Annotated in this window: 19 protein-coding genes; 4 read left to right on the forward strand and 15 right to left on the reverse strand. The window is 37.4% G+C overall.

Annotated features, from left to right (window positions below):
- Window positions 1-34 precede the first annotated feature (34 nt).
- Entirely contained in the window at window positions 35-661 is a 627-nt protein-coding gene (gene rplA / locus F6K18_RS07680) for a 50S ribosomal protein L1 (protein ID WP_287519861.1), read from the forward strand.
- Here rplA and F6K18_RS07685 read toward each other — a convergent pair.
- From F6K18_RS07685 to F6K18_RS07720, 8 genes are all read right to left on the reverse strand, one after another.
- Window positions 630-977 (reverse strand): hypothetical protein, encoded by a 348-nt coding sequence (locus F6K18_RS07685; RefSeq protein WP_287519862.1) that lies wholly within the window; start codon window positions 975-977, stop codon window positions 630-632. The genes rplA and F6K18_RS07685 overlap by 32 nt on opposite strands.
- A gap of 274 nt (window positions 978-1251) precedes the next feature.
- Entirely contained in the window at window positions 1252-2073 is an 822-nt protein-coding gene (locus F6K18_RS07690) for a tetratricopeptide repeat protein (RefSeq protein WP_287519863.1), read from the reverse strand.
- A 260-nt stretch (window positions 2074-2333) separates the two neighbouring features.
- Complete coding sequence (locus F6K18_RS07695) at window positions 2334-3350, reverse strand: hypothetical protein (RefSeq protein ID WP_287519865.1); 1017 nt, start codon at window positions 3348-3350, stop codon at window positions 2334-2336.
- Window positions 3351-3968: 618 nt separating this feature from the next.
- The gene (locus tag F6K18_RS07700; RefSeq protein WP_287519866.1) at window positions 3969-5243 is read right to left on the reverse strand and encodes a HEAT repeat domain-containing protein; all 1275 of its coding nucleotides are present in this window, start codon (window positions 5241-5243) and stop codon (window positions 3969-3971) included.
- Window positions 5244-5789: 546 nt separating this feature from the next.
- Window positions 5790-6284: a bleomycin hydrolase gene (locus F6K18_RS07705; protein WP_287519868.1), complete on the reverse strand. Its 495-nt coding sequence runs from the start codon at window positions 6282-6284 to the stop codon at window positions 5790-5792.
- A gap of 611 nt (window positions 6285-6895) precedes the next feature.
- Window positions 6896-7174: a zinc ribbon domain-containing protein gene (locus F6K18_RS07710; protein ID WP_287519870.1), complete on the reverse strand. Its 279-nt coding sequence runs from the start codon at window positions 7172-7174 to the stop codon at window positions 6896-6898.
- Between the two features lie 74 nt (window positions 7175-7248).
- Window positions 7249-7512, reverse strand: a complete 264-nt coding sequence (psaK, locus tag F6K18_RS07715) for a photosystem I reaction center subunit PsaK (RefSeq protein ID WP_287519871.1) — start codon at window positions 7510-7512, stop codon at window positions 7249-7251.
- Between the two features lie 89 nt (window positions 7513-7601).
- Window positions 7602-8279 carry a phycobilisome rod-core linker polypeptide gene (locus F6K18_RS07720; RefSeq protein ID WP_287519872.1) on the reverse strand — a complete coding sequence of 226 codons (678 nt, stop codon included), beginning with the start codon at window positions 8277-8279 and terminating at the stop codon, window positions 7602-7604.
- Window positions 8280-8585: 306 nt separating this feature from the next.
- Here F6K18_RS07720 and F6K18_RS07725 point away from each other — a divergent pair, with 306 nt between their 5' ends.
- Entirely contained in the window at window positions 8586-9107 is a 522-nt protein-coding gene (locus F6K18_RS07725; protein ID WP_287519874.1) for an ankyrin repeat domain-containing protein, read from the forward strand.
- A 21-nt stretch (window positions 9108-9128) separates the two neighbouring features.
- A complete protein-coding gene (locus F6K18_RS07730) occupies window positions 9129-9986 on the forward strand; it encodes a HEAT repeat domain-containing protein (protein ID WP_287519876.1) in 858 nt (285 codons plus the stop codon).
- A gap of 630 nt (window positions 9987-10616) precedes the next feature.
- Here the strand turns inward: F6K18_RS07730 and F6K18_RS07735 are convergent.
- The 7 genes from F6K18_RS07735 to F6K18_RS07765 form a co-directional block, all read right to left on the reverse strand.
- Entirely contained in the window at window positions 10617-11741 is a 1125-nt protein-coding gene (locus tag F6K18_RS07735; RefSeq protein ID WP_287519878.1) for a phycobilisome rod-core linker polypeptide, read from the reverse strand.
- 512 nt (window positions 11742-12253) lie between these two features.
- On the reverse strand, window positions 12254-15199 hold the full coding sequence (locus F6K18_RS07740) for a phycobilisome rod-core linker polypeptide (RefSeq protein ID WP_287519880.1): 2946 nt from the start codon (window positions 15197-15199) through the stop codon (window positions 12254-12256).
- Window positions 15200-15489: 290 nt separating this feature from the next.
- Window positions 15490-15783 (reverse strand): zinc ribbon domain-containing protein, encoded by a 294-nt coding sequence (locus F6K18_RS07745; RefSeq protein ID WP_353735027.1) that lies wholly within the window; start codon window positions 15781-15783, stop codon window positions 15490-15492.
- A 14-nt stretch (window positions 15784-15797) separates the two neighbouring features.
- Window positions 15798-16010 (reverse strand): phycobilisome linker polypeptide, encoded by a 213-nt coding sequence (locus F6K18_RS07750; protein WP_287519882.1) that lies wholly within the window; start codon window positions 16008-16010, stop codon window positions 15798-15800.
- A gap of 708 nt (window positions 16011-16718) precedes the next feature.
- Window positions 16719-17513 (reverse strand): phycobilisome rod-core linker polypeptide, encoded by a 795-nt coding sequence (locus tag F6K18_RS07755; protein WP_287519884.1) that lies wholly within the window; start codon window positions 17511-17513, stop codon window positions 16719-16721.
- 144 nt (window positions 17514-17657) lie between these two features.
- Window positions 17658-18452 carry a phycobilisome rod-core linker polypeptide gene (locus F6K18_RS07760; RefSeq protein WP_287519886.1) on the reverse strand — a complete coding sequence of 265 codons (795 nt, stop codon included), beginning with the start codon at window positions 18450-18452 and terminating at the stop codon, window positions 17658-17660.
- 97 nt (window positions 18453-18549) lie between these two features.
- Window positions 18550-19809, reverse strand: coding sequence for a transposase (locus F6K18_RS07765; protein WP_287519954.1), 1260 nt, complete (start codon window positions 19807-19809; stop codon window positions 18550-18552).
- A 407-nt stretch (window positions 19810-20216) separates the two neighbouring features.
- Here F6K18_RS07765 and F6K18_RS07770 point away from each other — a divergent pair, with 407 nt between their 5' ends.
- Window positions 20217-20759 (forward strand): phycocyanin subunit beta, encoded by a 543-nt coding sequence (locus F6K18_RS07770; protein WP_287519888.1) that lies wholly within the window; start codon window positions 20217-20219, stop codon window positions 20757-20759.
- Window positions 20760-20797: the final 38 nt, after the last annotated feature.

A 20797-nucleotide genomic window follows, 5' to 3' on the forward strand; every position in this document is an offset into this window, starting at 1 on the left:
AGCAGAGCTTCGTTAAGTACCCCAGGAGAATAAAATGCCAAAAAAAGTCTCTCGTAGATTAGAAGAACTGAGAAAAAAAGTAGAAGAGCGACCTTATGAACCTGAAGAGGCGCTTCAAGTTTTAAAAGAAACAGCTACAGCAAAATTTTCAGAAGCAGCAGAAGCTCATATTCGCTTAGGGATTGATCCTAAGTATACAGATCAACAGCTACGAACTACAGTGGCCTTACCCAAAGGAACTGGTCAAACCGTCCGAATTGCAGTCATTGCCAAAGGTGAAAAAGTTAACGAGGCTCTGGCCGCAGGAGCGGACTTAGCTGGATCGGAGGAGCTAATTGAAGAAATTAGCAAAGGGATGATGGATTTTGATACCTTGATCGCTACACCTGATGTGATGCCTCAAGTAGCTAAACTAGGGCGTTTATTAGGACCGAGAGGTTTAATGCCATCTCCTAAAGGCGGTACTGTAACTTTTGATCTGGCACAAGCTATTGACGAGTTTAAGGCAGGTAAGTTAGAATTTAGAGCCGACGAGTTCATTACTTACTATCAATGTGACCGGAGTCATAGACTCTTTTATGTGGGGATAGTGGGACAGAATCCACTAACAGAGACTGCTCTGTACTCATTTAACTTAACTTTCTACATCGCACAAATTTAGGATAACCCTTTTTACCTTTAATTTTTTTCTTGCAGTTGTCGTAAAATCTAGATATTGCAGACCAAGCTCTTTCCGCAGCCGATTGTCGTAGGGGAGCCGTCGGATTGGCGACGTACATTGAATTTAGTTCCGAGGCACATTTAAACTCTTTAGCTAATACTTTGCAATATTTATTTAAGTCATATTTACTTATACCTTTGTTATCCATCCAATATCTTAAACACTTATTTTGGATGAATTGAGATGTTTTAATGGCTTCTTCTATTGCTTGATATTGCTCTGGTTTAGCTTTGACTTTGAACTCGTAAATTATCATTTTGGCTCGACCTACCTTTTGATATTTATGCTATCATATATAGCATAATTAACTTTTAAAATCTCAAGAGGAAATTAAATACTTTTACAGGTGACTAAAATCGCGCGTGAGCTACAGGTACATGCGCTAAAGCGATGTGGTTTTCAAGCTCTCGTCCCAATAGATAATATTGCCAGATAATTAAGTTATAAAAAAGTTTTTATTTGTAGTAGGACTTTAGCACAGGAAATATCTATCTTTATTGCTCAAGCCCTACTACGATATCTAATTATAATTATTCTATGTTGATAAATTTCTCCAAACTATTAACTAATGTAGGAGGCCAACGACGAACGTTAGCTACCCAATCAAGGTCTTGATAACGGGGATCTAATCCTACAGCAGCTACCCAGTTACTTTCTGCTTCTCCTTTTTTGCCTTGTTCCCAAAGACAAGCAGTTAATGCTGCCCGCATATCAGCAAAGTTAGGATATTTACGAACCAGACTTTTTATAGTTTTTACTGCTTCCTGAGTTTGTCCAATTTGGTAAAGAGCTAGAGAATAATTGGCACGAGCAAAGGCATATTCAGGAGCTAATTCAGAAGCTTTTTTGTAATCTTCGGTGGCTTTTTCCCATTCTCCTAATCCTCCTTCTGCATTGCCACGGTTATTGTAGGCAACTGGGTCAGTGGGGTCTAATTCTATGACTTGATTGTAATCAGCGATCGCTTCTGACCATTTGTTGAGTCTTTCATAAGCAATACCACGATTTAGATAAGGGTCGGGAGCATTAGGAAAAATTTCTATTGCTTTTTGATAATCAGAGATTGCCTCTTCTATTTTATTTTGGCTAAGTCTGATATTACCCCTGTTGCTCCAGATTGCTGGATTATCGGGATATTGTTCTAGGATTTGAGTCCATAATTTTTCGGCATTGGCAAAGTCACCGTTATTACTGGAATTTAAGGCTTGATTAAATAGATTTTCTAATTCTTCTAATTGAGTAGGAGTAATATTCTGTGGTTGAGTGGCAGCTATTACATTTGATGGGTTACTCAAGCAAAATAGGGATAATAAAAGAATTGTTATGAAAAGTTTCCGAATTAAGTGCAGCATATTTATATTCAACTATACCGTATTTGATTAAATTTTGATCTTACTGTAGTAGACTGACACACCTAAAACTGTGCAATAGATTTTTGTTTCTAGGTGTCTTGATCTCCCTATCTCCCCATCTCCCCATCTAACGCACTATTTTAGATTAAACAGTCCAGTAGGTTTGGTTAGGTTCTCCCGCAACCCAACAATAACTTCAGAAGAAAAAGACATTTGGTGGAAATTAAATATTCATTTTTTAAAAGCCTTGTAGAGAAGTTTCATGGAACGTTTTTTTGTCGCAGTTTTTGTCCAAGCAAACCCAACCCAAGTAAAACTCCTGAGCTAAAAAGATTCAGAGAGGGTTCTGGTGTTGAAACACTGTCTTCTGAGAAAGCTAACCATCCAGCTCCATCTAGTCCCCCAGTTCCAGCAGCGATAAACTCATCAATAATTTCTCCTGTTTGGCCATCAAAACGGAAAACACTCCCGGCAACAGTTATCCCCTTTATTGTGGAGTTACTGCTGACATACAGATTACCATCAGGACCAAACAGGGGCTGAATTGGGCTATCGATACTGAGGACAAAAGGCTCAATTTTCTCGGTTTCAAAATTATAACGACTAATAGAGTTAATACCAGTATTAGCAATATAGAGATTACCATCAGGACCAAAAGTAATTCCTCCAGGAAATGCACCAGGTTCCTCGATAGTTGCTAATGTTGTCAAAGTTGATGTGGTGGGGTCAAAACTCAATAGACTATTAGTGAAAGTGCTGCTCAAATAAAACTTACCGTCCGGCCCAAATCTGACTCCAAAAGGAGCATTGACAAGGGTAGTATCGTTGGGATTAGGAATGAATTCTTCCAGGAATTCTCCTGTTACACCGTCATATTGATTAATACTATCTGCACCAGTATTACTGAGGTATAAGTTGGTGTCTGGGCCGAATACTAAATCTTGAGGAAAAAACAAATTTCCACTTTCGGTGGGTATGAATTCATCAAGAAATACTCCTGTTTGGCCATCGTAGCGTAGAACGTTACGACTCAAAAAGCTAATTATATAAAGGTTATTGTCATTGGGGCTAAAAGTTAGTGCTACGGGACCGTCTAAACCTCCTGAACCCTCAGTGATGAAAGTATCAATAAACTCTCCTGTTTTACTATCGAAGCGAAGAACTGAATCATTATTAAAGCTACCAACATAAAGTTCTGCTGCATCCGCGTTGGGAGCACTGAGAACAAGTCCGGCTATTGTAGTAAAAAAAACAGTTAAAGACTTACGCATCTGCATATTTTTTTCTCTACTCGATCAACTCACATAGTATCAAAGGATACCAATGTTTCTTACAAATTAGCGCCTACAAGTATATATTAGAAAGGCTGGCCTTGGGAGAAAAAATTTCTCATATGAAATAGATTTGTCGCTTTATAACTTAAAAAAAATCCCAAAAACCTTGTTCTGTAAGGATTGTAGCTATTGGATGGCAAAAATGCTGGGAATTATTGCTCTGTCTAGGTTAGAGTAATTTTTTTCCCTTATTTAGCGACAACTCTAATATAAAAAAGAATGCTACGAATAATTTAGCTGGTTAAAAAACTTGACCCAGAAATGTCGATTTGACTAAAAACAGAGTTTTACTGTAATAAATCATATGTAGGCTATTCCTACTGTACGTCGCCAATCCGACGGCTCCCCTAACTGACTCCTGGAAACAGCCGTGGTTATTTGTAGCAAAAATTTTAGTATTTCGTATAAAACTTCAATTCCATAAGGGAACAAATAGTACACCCTCAGGAGATCGCCTAACAATAACACGACTTATTATGGCTAATTAACCCAAGGCATAACAAAATCCAGGAATTTCACGCTTGGTGGAGCAAAAATCAATAACAATAACTAAATTTATTCTCAACTCAATTTTTTAGCTTTAGCTTGAATCAATAAATCTGAGTCATTAACAACTAAATTAGCAACTTGACGATCGCCTAACTGTTTTAATGCCAGTAAACAAGCATATTTCAAATCAAAAATTCTTGTATTACTAATAGTCTCCCTAAGTAAAGGTATCACCCTCTTATCTCCTAAATTAGCCAGAGCAAGTGCAGCAGCACCACGAGATTTTTGAAACTGAGGTGCTGTGTTGTGCAGTGCTTCTACCAAAAGCTCATAAGCATCAATATATTTCAGCCAACCCAAAAGTTTAACTACATGATAGTGAGCGCCATAATCATTATGAGCACTTTCTGCAAAAGTTGCCATTAACGCTACACCTGCAACTTCTGGGTAAGTCTCTAAAAGGGTTTTGCCAGCTAAATAACACCTACCAAAATCTGTACTGTATAATTCTTGAATCGCAAACTCTAAAGTAGGAGTTTGGTCATATTCATGGACTAATTCTAAATCATTGGGATGGTCACGAACGACCAAATCTAAATAGGGTTCGATTTCAGCAAAGTTAATCTCACCTGTGGGAATGCCTGTTCCTGCTAGGAGTCTAATTCCTCGGAGACGAAAAACCATGGAAACAGGGCATTTAGCAATATTAGGAATAGATGGATAATATTTAGTATCGATTAGGTCTTGAATACAACCCCGTCTAGCATTAACATTTGAGTGTTCTAAAAATTCCACCACTTTTGTCATCTGGGAATAATCCCCTGTTAAACGGCAAACAGTAGCGATCGCTGCACTAGCAATAGGTTCGTCATCAGATGTTGTAAATTGTTGAATCTTATTTATTGCAGGTTTATAGTTAAATTTTCCCAACACCTGAATAATCAAACGATAACTTTGACCAGGTTTTTCCAACAGTTGAGCAATTTCTGCAAGAATTTCTAGATCTTCAGTTCCTATTTCGCCAATTGCCCAGACAGCATTTTCTACAGTGTAACAGTCTTCGTCACCTAAGCAAGCTTTAATTGCAGGTAGTGCTGATGTTGCATTTAAACGTCCCAATGTTTCAATCGCTTTACGTCTAGCAATTTTATGTTCTAGAACTGGGTTTTTATCTTGTAGAGTTTTGATTAAGACATTGATTGAACGTTCGCTAGGAAAGTTTACTAAATGACTTGCTGCAATATAAAGATCGGACTTATCTTCTAATTCTTCGAGTGGTGTTTCTAATAAAGCAATTGCTTTTTCTTCACTTAATCCGGGAAATAAATTGAAAAAACGCTTATCCATTTTCTCTAGTGCTAATTACAATCAACAATTAGTTTATTGAATAGATCGTACAGCAGTTTGCGACAGAAGCATAGACTGAAAGCTTTCAGTGTTATACCAATTCCCATGCATTATTGCTATACTTGGGCAGTACTTCAGTTGTCAACTAATTAGCACAAGCAAAATCACTTTGCATGCTAATTTCAGCAAAGTTAATGTTAATTATTCTTATGTTTGCTTTTCCCCCACTCCCCTACCCCCCTATTTCCCCTCCTGGGAGGGGTTAGGGGTTGGTCCCCTGCTCAACAAAATGTAGAAAAGTTTTTGAGAAATGGTATTATACCAAATTGATAAATGTTTGCTACAAATATCTAGGGTATTTCTTAGGAGTCAGGAGTCAGGAGTCGTATGGGAATGGCTTTAATACCATTTTTTATGGCGTAAATTATCTTTTTTTTCAAAGGGACATCTCCTGTGAAGTCTTTTTATTGCTCTTACTATTCGTAACATTGCTTTTAGCCTATCAAATCTAACTTCTGACTTCTGACTTCCGTGAATATAGGTAGGTTACGAGAAGGAATCAATTAAATAATCTAGATAAACCCAAAATTCTACTAAAGCTTGGGGAGACATATCTCTGGGGGAACAAGCACGATCGCGTGTATATTGAAGTGCGCTAACGTAAGGCGCAGTAGGTAAATTGAGGGCGCGGCAAACTTCGCGCTGGCCAGTAATAGCCCAATCATCCAGAGGAGAAGTACTACCTACTACCAGACAATAGTTAATTAGCCTCAGATAATGACTTAGGTCGCGATAACATTTTTCGATCTTAACTTGAGAATCACAAGGTCCGCCAGGTTTGGTAAGATCGGGGTACTTTCTAAATACCCATTCACTAGCTTCTTTTGTCACAGCATCAATACGAGTAGCTAGCTTTTCTGCTGCTTCTATACGAGCATCAGTACGTTGTAGACCGCCTCGAATGCACTCTAGATCGGAGTAGTTAGGAAAACGCCCTGCTATGTCAGCAGCATTAATCACAGTTGAAATAAATGATTTCATGAATAATTTTTCTTGTTGTTTTTTATTGACTACTCTTGGACATTTACCAAAGTCGAGGCTATCTTGCAAAGTAGGAGTAGCAAACAACAGGCAATTAATTTTGATTTTAGAAATAGTAATTTTGGCACTGCTTCATAAATATTGATAGATTGCATTCTAAGCAATTCTAATTCTGTATAATATCATATCCGGTTGAACAGTTATAAATAAGGGAGTAGGGAGTAGGGAGTAGGGAGTAGAAAGAATAAAAAGATTTGTACTGCAAGTGATAGTTTTGGTTTTTTCATCACGCTCTTATCCGGACATGATATAAGAGCATATCCTGAATGTACCTGCTTCATAAAAACGATATAGAACCCATTTGAGATCTATATAATTATGGTAGTCAAGTTTTTTCGCGCATCAATTTTGAGGAAAAATCATATGAAGGAGTGTTGAATTTTTTGTATGATCTCTCCCCACATCTTCCCTCCTGTCTCCTGTCTCCTGTCTCCTGTCTCCTAGCTAAAAAAACTTGATATTTATGAAGATACGCTTAGGGGTTCTATAAAACGTTATATAGTGACATTTTAGTGTTTACTTCCTGCTTCTTGTGAGGCGTCAGCGGTTACTCATCCACAGGCATTAACGGTCAAGCTGATCGCATCTCTTGAGTGCATCTTACATTCTGAGGAGACCTCGCCAATTAGCACCCACTTTCTTAAATTAATTGAGGCATTCAAGTCTCGGTCAATTGATAGACCACATTTTGGGCACTCATAAGTTCTGATGTTCAAAGGTATATCCTTTACATAACCACAACTAGAGCAAGTCTTAGAAAATGGAAAAAATCTGTCTACTACTACAATTTGATGGATTCCAAAGTTTTGTAGAGACATTCCGTGGAACATCTCTACATTACTTTTTCACCTGAATATATTTTTTTATTAATCTTGGTAGAAGACCATAATCGCGTTTCTCTAGATTAGAGAATCCCTATATTTGCCAATCCTAGAATAGCACCAAATCCGATCACATGGCCTAAACTCGTAGTTGCTAACAGAGCAGGATATCCCATTCCGCCAAACATTTGTGGCATAGGTAATGCTGGCCCAGCAGTAGGGGTAGCCATAGTGAACTTACCTATAGCGATCGCTAATATATTGCAAATAATCATTACTATTCCAACCATAGGACTCCACTCAGGGGTATGGGGAACAGCAGCAGCAAGTGTCATTAAATGAATCATGTTATTTCTCTCTCTGGATTAAAACAATAATTGAAATTAGGACAAACTGAAATCTTATGCAGATTTTACATATTTTTAGAACAGGTATATTAAAAAGAACCTGTCTTGAAGGCGGCAATAGCAACTATCAGAAAGATTCTAATAACTTCAATTGCGAATGCAACAGCTATAACAGAAAAGATTTGACGCACAAGACGGGGGGGTTGCCCATTTTCCCAACGGAGAATACTCCCATAGTAATGAGGTCTATACTGATTAATATTCCCCTCTCCGCCATAGCGTTGAATACTTTGTTCTTTAGGTAAAGCAGGAAGATTTTGATCGCTGGAAAAAAGCTTTAAAGAGCGACGACTTGGCACAATATTGTCGCCAAAAGCTGCTATATATTCATCACTTCCTGTCAACTGTTCGGCAAAAGCTCTGAGTCCTTCTGTTGCCAAAAAAGAACTCCATTGATATTTTTCTTGCTGTTCTGGCGGACGGCCAAGAACTCGTTCAAAACAAAGACTAATAAAATGATAGTTACTGTTAACTCCCAAAATATAGTCTCTATACATTTCTGAACAAAGCAACTCACAAATCATGTCGCGGGTTGTTAATTCACCTGCTAAAAATAATGAATCTAATGTAGAATTGTGAAAGAAATCGAAATTACGGTTTTCTTTAAATAGTTGTCGATAGATTGCTTTTAAACAAGATGGACGATCTGAATAATCCTGTATTGGATTAATTTCCATCAAGCTCGTATTCACAGGCTGTGTCTTCATAAAAACCCTCCAAGTTATTTTTTTGAGGATGTTGTATTTTTGTCAAAAATCAAGATATTTGATACTCCCTTAGTCAAAACAACAGGAGTTGCCTATTAATTTAATATTTTCTGTAAGTTTGTCAACCAATTAAGTCGTAAAAGTAATAAAAATTAACTTTTAAGTTCTCAGTATTAATCAGTGAAGTTTTATTAATTTGTTTCTCATCAATGAAATCTAGAGCATCAAGTTTGTTTAATATATTAACCAAAAACTCAGTTAATTCAAAGGATTAGTTACAAAGACTAACAGCTTATACACGGAAAGATGAATACCAATATACTTTTCACGGCAACTAAAGTCAGAAGTTTTCTACTCACTTCTGGTGATAAATTGATAGAAGCAGCTAAAAATGGTCAAGTTGATCTAGTACAAACTTTGCTTGTCCAAGTTGATGATATCAATACCAGAGACAACCTCTTTGGTAGGACAGCTTTGATGTGGGCCGCTCGACAAGGGGAAACTGCAACCGTTAAAATTCTGCTTGAGCAAGAAGCAGATATTAATGCTGCCGATAAATATGGTGTTACAGCTTTACAAGCATCTGCCTCTTGTGGTCATACTGCAACAGTTAAAACTATTCTTGAATATGGAGCAAATATTAATGCCCAAGATGGTCAAGGATGGACTGCTTTAATGATGGCTGTAGCCCATAATCATTCTGACACAGTGCAAGTGTTGCTAGAAAATAAAGCTCGAAAAGATATTCAGGAAAAAAATGGTTTGACGGCATTGATCATGGCTCAAAAACACAATTATTCTGATATGGTAAAATTATTAGATTCTTGATTTATTTATTATTAATTTTCCATGGTCAATATTTCTGAGAAATTACCAGACCCTATAGAAATTGAACAATTATTAGAACAAATTAACGAACAACTCGCTCAAAAAACATTTGACTCACAAGACTCTGAACTATTGCAAAAAATGGTAGAAGCATTGGCAGATAAGCGAGGTATGATTCGATTAGGTTTTGTGGAGGCTTTTGGTCAAATTGGCAAACCAATAACTCCTTTTTTGTTAGAAGCACTAGCTAACCATCCCAACCCCGTTGTGAGGCGCTCGGCAGGAAAAGGATTAGCTAAAATCCAGGAACCAGATTCTATTCCCACTTTAATTAATGCACTATTAAATGATGAGGATACAGTAGTCAAAAGTTCATCCGCTGGAGCATTAGCAAAAATGGGTGCTGTGGCCGTTAAACCTTTATTAGAAATCATAGAAGGAGATTATCCTGGTACATCTAAGGGGCAAGCTAGTTGGGCATTAGGATTTATTGGAGCAGAAGGGATTGAAGAATTATTGTTAGCATACCAATCAGATAACAGAGATGTTCGGATTTGTGTAGTAGGAGCTTTAGGGAGGATAGCAGAAAGTAGATGGGATAAAGATTTAGAGAAAGTACTCTTTTCTGCTCTTGAGGATCGAGATGTTGAAGTCCGTCTGGAAGCGATCGCTGCTTTAAGTAGAATACCACCAGCGTTGGCATTAACCAAACTTATTCCTCTGTTAGATGAATCTAATTTAGAATTATCAAAAGCAGCCTTTCTAGCATTAGGAAAATTAGGAGAAAAAGAAGCTTTACCTTATTTAGAAGCTAAATTAGAGGATAATCGACCTGGAATTTCACAAGTTGCTAAAATTGCTATTTCTCAAATTCAATAATGTTTTTGAGTAGGACTTACGCATTTTAACGAAACGTCAGGGTTGGAAATTTCTTCCTAATTTTTATACATTATATAGAATCCGGATAATTACTAAAGTCAAGTCATTGCCACTGGAACGGAGTGGAAGGAAGCAATCTCAGACGCCCAAAACTTGTTCCTAGTGCGTAAGTCCTGTTAGTTTTAATAAGGCCGTATTTCATTGACCAAAAAATAAGGTCTCAAGCCTCCCCTTTTAAGGGGATGAAAAAGCGGTCGAGGGATGGCGAGGTTTCCTCGCCATATCCAATCGACCAAGAGAAAATGAACTTCAGTATTTCAAGCCTCTGGGTTTCCTACGGAATGCTGCGCAAACAGCCAGAGGTACTGATAACTAATAATTGAAATGACTCCTCAGCTATTACTTAGGGCTTGCTGAATAAATCTCAAAGCATTTACAGGTAAAGGTTTTAGAGTTTTTAGATCTTAAAAAAATACCTGGTTTTCAGCTCTTTATTCTCAAAAAGGAGCTTATTGTGGGCGAGAGCTGGGCAAAAAAATTCTCCCCTACTCCCCTACTCCCCTTTTCCCCTCCACCGGAGGGGTTAGGGGTGGGTCCCCTACTCCTTAAAAAAGACTTTTTCAGCAAACCCTACTTATCTAGAAAACGAGCGGGTATATTACGAGCCATCTCAATAAATTTCTTCAGGTTCGATCCTGGACGGCGATTGGGTCGAGGAGCAGAAGATGAATTTTGAGAAGTTGAGTAATCTTTGGCCAATAAACCTCTCTCGAAATTAAGATTTAACAACCTTATAGTGTCTTCAGGTGAATTATCAGAGATATCTGATACATTTTCTGTAGAAGTTTCTACATCTACAGATTTATCCTTACTCTTCGGCTCAACAAAAGACGATCTTTGAGGAACTTTTTTGGGACTAATGACTGAATATTGAAGACTAGGAGGATTGAGCGCGTTAAGGTTAGAGAGGGCAAAATTGTAAAGTAAGTCTTTTGCCATCATCCTGAACTCAGAAGAAATATTTGTTTCAGGAGGTAAAACTAGAGATTCGGGATATGAGTCAGGAATAGGGCGAAGAGGAGGAATACTACTAGGATTATTTTGGATCAGATTAGTTTGTAATTTGGGGCTAGTATATTCCAAAGTTGACTTATCACTACTACAAGCAACTCCTGATAATGGGAATGAGTGAGTAAAAACTACTACATTCCTGCCAGTTTGGGAGGAGTAACCTCGGAAGTAAGGTACTTGATCGTCTCCAAAGTTTTGGATATATTCCTCGCTATCAATATAAGAATCAATTTCTGCTTCAAAACCATCTTCTGTCAAGATTTTGATATGTTGAGCAATTTCATCCTGGCTTTCGGGAGCGCGACCCAGTAAATGTTTAAAATTCCACTCTATAGTAGTTACGTTAGGGCATTTTTCCCAGAATAATGCTTTATATCGCTCAGATTTTCCTAATTTTCTGATAAAATCGCTGACTGTTATCTGACCATTGCGCATCTCAGATTCAATTTCTCTCGATCGCTCACTTTCCATCAGATGAGCATTACCAAAAACTTGTTTGTAAGCAGCTCTAATAACTAATTCCACATTTTCTTGGGAAGTAGAATCACTATTAAATGTTACAGGAGGAGTGTCAGGAAAACTATCGCGGTATTTTTCAGTTAAGGTTTTTTCTCGATCCTGTACTGAAACCTTGACTTGATTATTATTAGATTTTTTCACTCGGTTAGGTAAAGTTTGAACCATTATTCAATATAGATATAAAAAAGACAATTTACAATAATTTCTGTGACAAAATACAGTCTGACATTTAATTCTAGAATAGACCAGAATTAATTGCTTTCTTTGTTTCTGGCTAAGGAATGGAAATTAAATAAGACCGGGAAATTCTGGGTTCTGCCACTCCAACCCCTGGAGCGTAATTAATTTTATCCAGTTTTATTTTGCTCTAATTCCTAAGTCTAATCAAGTCAGTAGGGACTCATGGCCAAGATGAGTTTCCCTACGACTACTAGGCTATATCCAAATAGGTTAGTCAAAAAAATCGTTAGACAGGCTCTTTTTTTGGGTTTCACCGAGTTACTTCGCTCTTTCCTCGGGAGTTTTAATCATGTAAATTCCTAAGAGTAGAAGAAACGTAATAATCAGAGCATTTACAAAAAAGACTCCTTCAGATTCAGACATTTTAATTAATCTCCTTATTTTTACTTAAGTTTAATCTGTATTCTATCACAGATGCTAATTCTTCAACCTATTAATTAAATAAGATTCAGGACTTTTCTAACTAACTCAACGGTATCAGTAATCGGTTGACTATCATTAACAGATTGAAGAATATTAGGATTGTTAGACATTAGCTGATTTTGTAATCTAGATTGATTTCCACTCAAACTAGCTTGATCACTTGTAGAGAGACTCTCAAACATCTCGAACATATAGGTATATCCCTGTAAGCTCTTACCTGTTTGAGTTTGATTCCCTCGATAGTAAGGGACTATATGTTCCCCAAAAGCTTCTTCATATTCTTTACTATCAATGTAAGAATCAATATCAGCTTCATAACCTTGATTATCTAGGATATGACTGTGATAGACAGTTTCTTCATAACTGTCGGGAGCGCGGCCAAGAATATGCTTGAAATTTAATTCATGGGAACGATAACGGGGACAATTATCAATAAATCGAGATTTATACAATTCTGATTTGGCTAAACAACGTACAAATCCACGAACAGTAATATCACCATTTTTTAATTGAGATTCAGCAACAGTTAATCGTTCACTTTCCATAACATAAGCGTTACCCAAAACCTGTTTATACAAAGCTCGAATGGCTAAGTCTACATTTTCAAATGAACTCTTAGGAACAAACTTAAACTTAATCGGAGCAGCATTTACTTCTTTATATACGTTTTGGGAGATAAAAGATCTTTGACTTACAGATGTTCCACTATAAACAGGATACTCACTAGGTGGTATTGTTTGAGACTCGACACTTTGGCTAATTAGATCGTTAGCATTGACATCTACAGAAAAGTCTGTAATTTGATTAGAGCGATCGCTCAGTACTGCTCGGTCTAATTTAGCATAAGTATTTGTGGAAATTGATTTATCGCTACTAGAAGCGCCACGCAACAATTGGAAGGAATGGGTAAATCCTGTCAGATTTTTACCAGTTTGAGTTTCATATCCCCGATAATAAGGAACTATATTCTCTCCAAAAGTTTGAGTATATTCATCACTATTAATATAGGAATCAATTTCTGCAGCAAAACCTTTTTCTGTCAAGATTTTGATATGCTCGGAGATTTCCGCGTAATTTGCAGGGGCACGACCTAGCAAATGTTTGAAGTTTAATTCTATTGTTCTTAAATTTGAATATTTCTCAAAGAATAAGGCACGGTATCGGTCAGATTTAGCTAATTGACGGACAAATTCTCTCACAGTGATTTGACCACTAGAAAGTTGAGATTCAATTTGCGGTAATCTCTCGCTCTCCATCAGATGAGCATTACCAAAAACTTGCTTATAAGCTGCTTCAATTACAAGCTGTTGGTTGCCAACGGAATCTCCAGTAAATAATTCTGTCGGTTTACTATCAGCAAAAGCCTTGATATAGGGATCGCTGATTGCAGGTGTCGGAGAATCCGGTTGGTAAATACCAACACCTAATTCTTTGGCTAAGTTAAACCCTTCGGGATTGAAAACTATTGGTTTCTTAATTTCATCTTTTAGTAAAGACTGCTCTAGTTGAGAACGCTTACTAGATTCAATAGAGGATGAAATAGAGCGATCGCTACTACTTTGACCTTTAATTAATTGGAAAATACGATTATATCCAGCTACATTTTTGCCAGTTTGTGTCGCGTAGCTGACGTAATAAGGAACAGTATCCTTACCAAAATTCTCCTCGTATTCTTGACTATCAAGATAAGAATCAATTTCTGCAGCCAAGCCCCCTTCAGCTAAGATAGCAATATGTTCGGATACTTCTTGGAAACTATCTGGAGCCCGACCAAGCAAATGCTTAAAGTTTAATTCTATGGCTCTGACATTAGCGCAAGTCTCAAAAAATAAGGAGCGATATAAATCTGATTGTGCCAACTCCCGAATAAAATCTTTAACAGTGAATTGTCCATCTTTTAATTTTGATTCAGCAGTGAGTAATCTCTGACTTTCCATCAGATGGACATTGCCAAAAACTTGCTTATAAGCTGCTCGGATAACTATCTCCAGTTCTTCGCCAGAAGCACCATCAAATAATTTAACTGGTTGACTTTCTCTAGCAGCAGGAAAAGTAGCAGCAGCTTCACTAGCTTTATACTGTTGCAACCAAGTATTGGGTGAAACAGGAGTCGCTAAATACTCTGGTGATTTATACTTATAGCCACTAATTTCGAGGTCTGTGAATTTATATTCTACTGATTTTACAGGGGATTTTCTTGGTTTTGGCGCTAGATCTCTGGAAAGAGGTTCAATTTTAGTAGGTTTATCACCAATCAGCGCTTCTTGTAATTGAGGTGAAGTGTTGCTCAAAATTGATTTATCGCTACTAGAAGCACCGCGCAACAATTGGAAGGAATGAGTATATCCAGCTAAATTTTTGCCAGTTTGAGTTTGATATCCTCTATAGTAAGGAACTATATTTTCCCCAAAACTTTGACAATATTCATCACTATCCAGGTAGGAATCAATTTCTGCTGCAAAACCACCTTCTGCCAAAATCTTAATATGTTGAGAGATTTCCTCGTAATTTTCGGGAGCGCGGCCCAGCAAATGTTTAAAATTTAATTCAATTGCTCTTAAATTAGTGCATCTCTCAAAGAACAAGACTCGATATCGATCGGATTTAGCTAACTGACGTACAAATTCCAGCACAGTGATTTGACCACGTCGGAGTTGAGATTCAATTTGGGGGAATCTCTCACTCTCCATCAGATGAGCATTACCAAACACCTGTTTATAAGTTGCTTCAATGACAAGCTCTCGTTCTGCTTCAGAACTGGGTTCGATTAATTCTATTGGTTGATAATCTGAAAAAGCATTGATATGACTTTCACCAGGTTCTTTCTTTTCAGGAGGCGGAGGAGCATTTAAAGCAATTTTTCTTCTTTTTATAGCTTTTGCTAAATCAAAACCTTCAGGATTGAATTTTTGTCGAGCAGCTCTGATTACAGAAGGGCGAAATAAAGTATTGTTGATCATATATCTTCATAAGTTGGGGTTAATTAAGCTAAGACGCATTTTAAATGCGTCTTAGGTTTTCAGAAGTCAATTTACCTATTTTTAAGGCTCTTTTTTCTTCCGTCGTCTTAACTTTAGACGTCAGTTTCAACTGGCTGGTTATTTGCTGATCATTGGCCTAACACTGTAACGCCTACAACCTTTCCTGCTCTATAAAACTGATACAAAGCGTCACATAACGTGATAAATTGACGTTTACTTCCTGCTGTACGGACGTTGCATGCAACGTCCCTACGGCCGTCGGCAGTTACTCATCCACAGGCATTGACGGTCGAGCCGACCGCATTTCTTGAGTGCGTCTTGGATTCTGTTGGCAAAGCCTTTCGGGAGGAAATGGAAAGCTCAGAATTACGCACTCGCTCTCTCAAATTTATACTTGCGTTTAAATCTCGATCTATTGACAAGTCACAGTCAGGGCAATCATAAGTTCTCAGGCTTAACGGCATATCTTGGACATGACCAGACTCAAAGCAAGTTTTTGATGATGGAAAAAATCTATCAACTACCCATAGCTTCAGAACCGTACCATTGGCACTTGTACTTATTGCTGGTTATTTGCTTATGATTCGCCTAACACTGTAACCCCTACAATTTTTCCTCCTAGGGAATAAATCTCTCGCATTGCTTCATTCATGCGACTATGAGCGACTTTCTTTTTGTAAGAACTCACCCGTTTAACATCTTGACGACAGACTCCTGTCACCTCAATTTCAACAATGCGATCATCATAATTACTAATTTGGGGAGTTCCAATAGTTGTCATTTGTGTCATTTTAAATACCTCTCACAAAAATTTAAGTTGAATGAAAAATTGATCGGCAAATATCAAAAAACTATAATAGCCAGAACAGCAATTATTTTGCTTGTTACTGACTACTATAGCAGGAATTCCCACAGTTATGAAGTACATTTATAATCCCCCTAAATCCCCCTTAGAAAGCTATGCTTTATAAACATATTTCTTAACATAAAACTTGACAAAAATATCATTTGATGTATTACATTCTGACAGCTCCTAGTGTCGTTGCGATCGCAATGACAAAAAACAACTTTTAGGAGTACACAAGTTAGTCAATTTGTCAAATTAGTAAAACAAACAAAATGCTCGTAAGCTTTTGATAATAGCCATTATCCACTTTTGTAAAGAATTTTGCTTATAAAGCATAGCTTAGAAAGGGAGACTTTGAAGGCTCCCCCCTTACAAAGCTATCCATTACCCACATCTTTGACTTAACATAAAACTTGACAAAACAGATAAGTTATGTATAAGTTTGGGAGAGGCTTTTTCGGAAGAAAAGTGTATTGCAAAATACATTTTTTTGAGAAATGAAGACAAGATTCTTACTTCCCATACTCCCCACACCTCCCACCCTCCCCACAAGGTTTTCAGGAGTTCCTTATAAGGGATAGCTTACAAAGCGGGGCAGGGGGGGATATAAAACGATACTTCTTATGTTAAAGAACTGCTATATCTTTGATTTTAAGCCACCTCAGTGATCTTAGTAATTGTGCCACCACTTTTATGAATATTGCGAACAGTGTCGTTCATTTGAGAATAGGGAACAGTTGTTTGTCTTTTCCCACGACGATTTAGCCTTGCATCAGCAGTACGGGCGTCAAACTCAATTAGGAAAGATTTAGATGTATTATCATAAGCTGCACCATTACCCATACTAGGTGGTTTAATGGGAGTTGCTAAATTCCCAGCGACAGAAGTAATTAACTTGGCAGTATTACTGCTATCGCTTGTAGCAGAGCCTCGTAATAAAGAAAACATCCGATTAAAGCCTTCTATTTTTATTCCGGGTTGAGAGGCAATGCTACGAGGATAAGGAACCATATTTTCCCCAAAACTTTCAATATACTCATTACTATCAAGGTAACTATCAATCTCTGCTTCGTATCCCTCTTCGTTATAAATTCTGACGTGCTCATCAATTTCAGATTGATCTTGAGGGGCACGACCTAATAAGTGTTTGAAATTCAGTTCGATAAACCGATACTGGGAAGAACTATGAAAGAATAAAGACTGATATAAAGAAGATTGTGCCACCATCCTGACAAAGCTACGAACAGTAATTGAGCCATTTCTTAAAATTGATTCTGCACTATCAAGACGTTGGCTGTCCATTATATATTGGTTTCCTAGTACCTGCTTGTATACTGCACGAATGACCGTTTGTAAATCTTCCTCAGTATAATTGGGACGCAATTCTAGGGGACTAACTTCAAAGTAATCCAATCCTAGAGTTGCTGACATATCTAAATTGCCCATAAATTCCTCCTGATATGATTGGTTTAAGAATAGTAGGACTTACACATTAAAACGTATTTTCATCATTGCTTCCCTATGGGTCGCAATCTCAAATCCTAATTTTTAGCATCTCATGCGTAAGTCCTGAATAGTAAAGAAAAAACGTTACACTAACTCAGTGATACTGAGAATCTTACCACCTTGTTCATGAATTCGTTTAAATGTGGGAGACAACTGACTAAAATCAACAGTCCATTCCTGCTTACTTAAATGATTTAAGAGAGCATTAGTTGTCGCTGTAGAAAATTGAACCCGATAACGCTTGCTTGTACTATCAGAAGCTGCTCCGTTACCAACTGCTGGTGCTTTAATTGGAGTTGCTAAATTAGCTGCTAAAGAGGAAATTAACTTAGCAGTATTATCGCGATCGCTTGTAGCAGGTCCTCGTAATAAAGAAAACATCCGATTAAAGCCTTCTGTTTTTATTCCGGTTTGAGAGGCAATGCTACGAGGATAAGGAACAATATCTTCCCCAAAACTTTCAATATACTCATTACTATCAAGGTAAGAATCTATATCTGCATCATATCCCTGCTCAGAATATATTAAAACGTGTTCATCAATTCCCGACTGATCTAGAGGTGGACGACCTAAAAGGTGTTTAAAGTTGAGTTCGATAAACCGATACTGGGAAGAACTATGAAAGAATAGAGACTGGTATAAAGGTGATTTGGCCACAATTCTGACAAACTCACGTACATTAATAGATCCATCTCTCAATAGAGCTTCTGGGCTATCGAGACGTTGGCTTTCCATTATATATTCGTTCCCTAACACCTGTTTATAGACTGCTCGAATCACAGTTTGCAAGTCGTCTTCTGTATAATTAGAACGCAACTCTAATGGATCAACTTCAAAAGCATCTAATCCTAGAGTTGCTGATAAGGCTAAATTGCCCATATTTTTCTCCTTAATTATGGTTTTTTGAAAATTTAAAGAAATTGGTGTAATGACTAATTCAGATTGACTTCTCCCCGCTAATCACGAGACGAGGATTCTAAGCGGATGCTGTGAGTGGGTTGAAACCGCCCTCACAACGCTTACGATATTTTTTTGAAAGAGAATCCAAAAAATACCGTTTTGGCAGAGTCAAAACTACCTTACAGACCTTGGTTAAATCTAAATTTAACTGTGTCCTTACCTTTCTCATAATATTAGACGCGCCGTTACAATCAGCATTAATTAAACTACCATCAGAAGATTGATATAAACCCCTTTTAACCCGCTTTCCTGATGCTTTCCACCTCTTGGGTTTTTCACCATATTTTGGTAGAAAATCATTATCTAAAAAACTAGCTTGAGAAGTGTAACTCTCTTCTGTCTCGATCAAGTTAATCCCATATTGTTGAGAGAGTTGGAATATTCTATCTTTCAACTTAGCTGTAGGAATTTGGACAAATTCCTGATTGTTCTTTTTGCCAATGTTAATACCATCTTTGTTGAATGGATTCCAACCAAAAACAATATTTGCAATGTTATTAGCAAGACACCAATTAACAATGAATCTTGCAGCCTTATTAATGTTGTCTCTCATTTGACGGTTGCGCTTTTCTGTTATCTCTGCCAGTGCATCATCCCAGTATCCTTGCGACTTTCCCATCTTGAGTTTGGCAACTTGTTTGTTGTACCACTGGTTCTGAGACTTGACCTTTTTCCCGTCAATAATGAATGATTTTCCTGTATTAGAAACTCCAGTTATCCAGTTATTTAATCCAGGGTCAATCCCTAATACATTACCATTGTCTTCCACAGGTTTAATTTCTTGTTGGTTATAAACAAATTCAATGTAAAAACATCTATTTCTGGGAAGGATTCGATACTCTTTAATTGAGTTAAATTCCAGATTTGAGGGCATGGGTAAGAAAAAATGGTCAATTCCAAACCATGCTTTTACCTGATTTCCGAGGGTAAATTTTAATTGTCCATCAATCAATTTGACCCATTGAGCCGGATATGTTACTATTTCCATCCCGCCTTTTTTTCGATAACTGGGTGGCTTTGGTCTAAAGTGTAATTTTTCCTCCCTGTATAGCTTCAATAATTTCCCATAGGAATAAAAAGATTCAATTACACTATGCAATGTCTGTTGAGCGCAAGCTGAGCGCATTGCTTGAAAATGAATGTTGCTTTTCAATTCCTTGTCCAATGCACCTCTTGTTAAAAATTTCCCGGCTTTGAAGAGCATTTGACGGCAATAGTAAATTCCACAATTTGTTAGTTTATTGGCTTCTGAACAGATATACTCAAGAACTGCCATCACGTCAGGGGATTGATTAATTAAGTGTTGCTGACATCCATACAATTTGCACCACCTCACTTTTTAAATTTTGGATTAACATAAAAATTGGACTCTTATTGTTAAGAATAATGACGGCTTAAAACCCGTCGCGCTTGACAACCATTGGTTTTAATTCATGGCTAACTCTCGCTTTCTAGCTAGTTTTAAGTTTATAACGCATCATACTATGATGGATGGTTTATGAGAAACAAATTGTCACAATAGTTAATTTTGTTACAAAACATTAATTAGTTGATCATAATCAAAGACAAAATGGAACTTTACCCTTTATTATTGTTTCCGAACGGTTAAATTAATCTAACCTAGAATTAATCCCTCAAAAATAAGGGACTAAGAAAAAAATATTCAAATCAGGAGATTTAAAGATGCTTGATGCATTTTCCAAAGCTGTAGTTGAGGCAAACAGCAAGAAGGATGGTTTCATTGGTGGTGCTGACCTAGAAGGACTCAAATCTTTTATCGCAGATGGAAACAAACGTCTTGATGCAGTAAACTTTATTGCTAGTAATTCAAGCTGTATCGTGAGTGATGCTGTTTCAGGTATCTGTTGTGAAAGTCCTGGTTTAACTGAACCTGGTGGCGGTGTTTATACTACCCGCAAAATGGCAGCTTGCTTGCGTGACGGTGATATCATTCTTCGCTATATCTGCTATGCTCTTTTAGCAGGTGATGCTTCCGTACTCAATGACCGTTGTTTAAATGGCTTGAAAGAAACTTATGCAGCATTAGGTGTACCAGCAGGAAGTGCAGCTCGTGCAGTGGGAATTATGAAAGCAGCAGCAGTAGCTTTTGTTAGCAATACAGCTTCTCAACGCAAAATGAATGTAACTGAACAAGATGGCGCGTGTGCTTCTTTAGCTTCTGAAGTGTCTGGTTACTTTGATGCTGTTGTTGCAGCTATTAGCTAGAACCAAATAATTTTCCGTTCATACATTAATCCATTTTT

Origin of the sequence: Okeania sp. SIO2C2 (assembly GCF_010692625.1) — a bacterium.
Classification (GTDB): domain Bacteria; phylum Cyanobacteriota; class Cyanobacteriia; order Cyanobacteriales; family Microcoleaceae; genus Okeania; species Okeania hirsuta.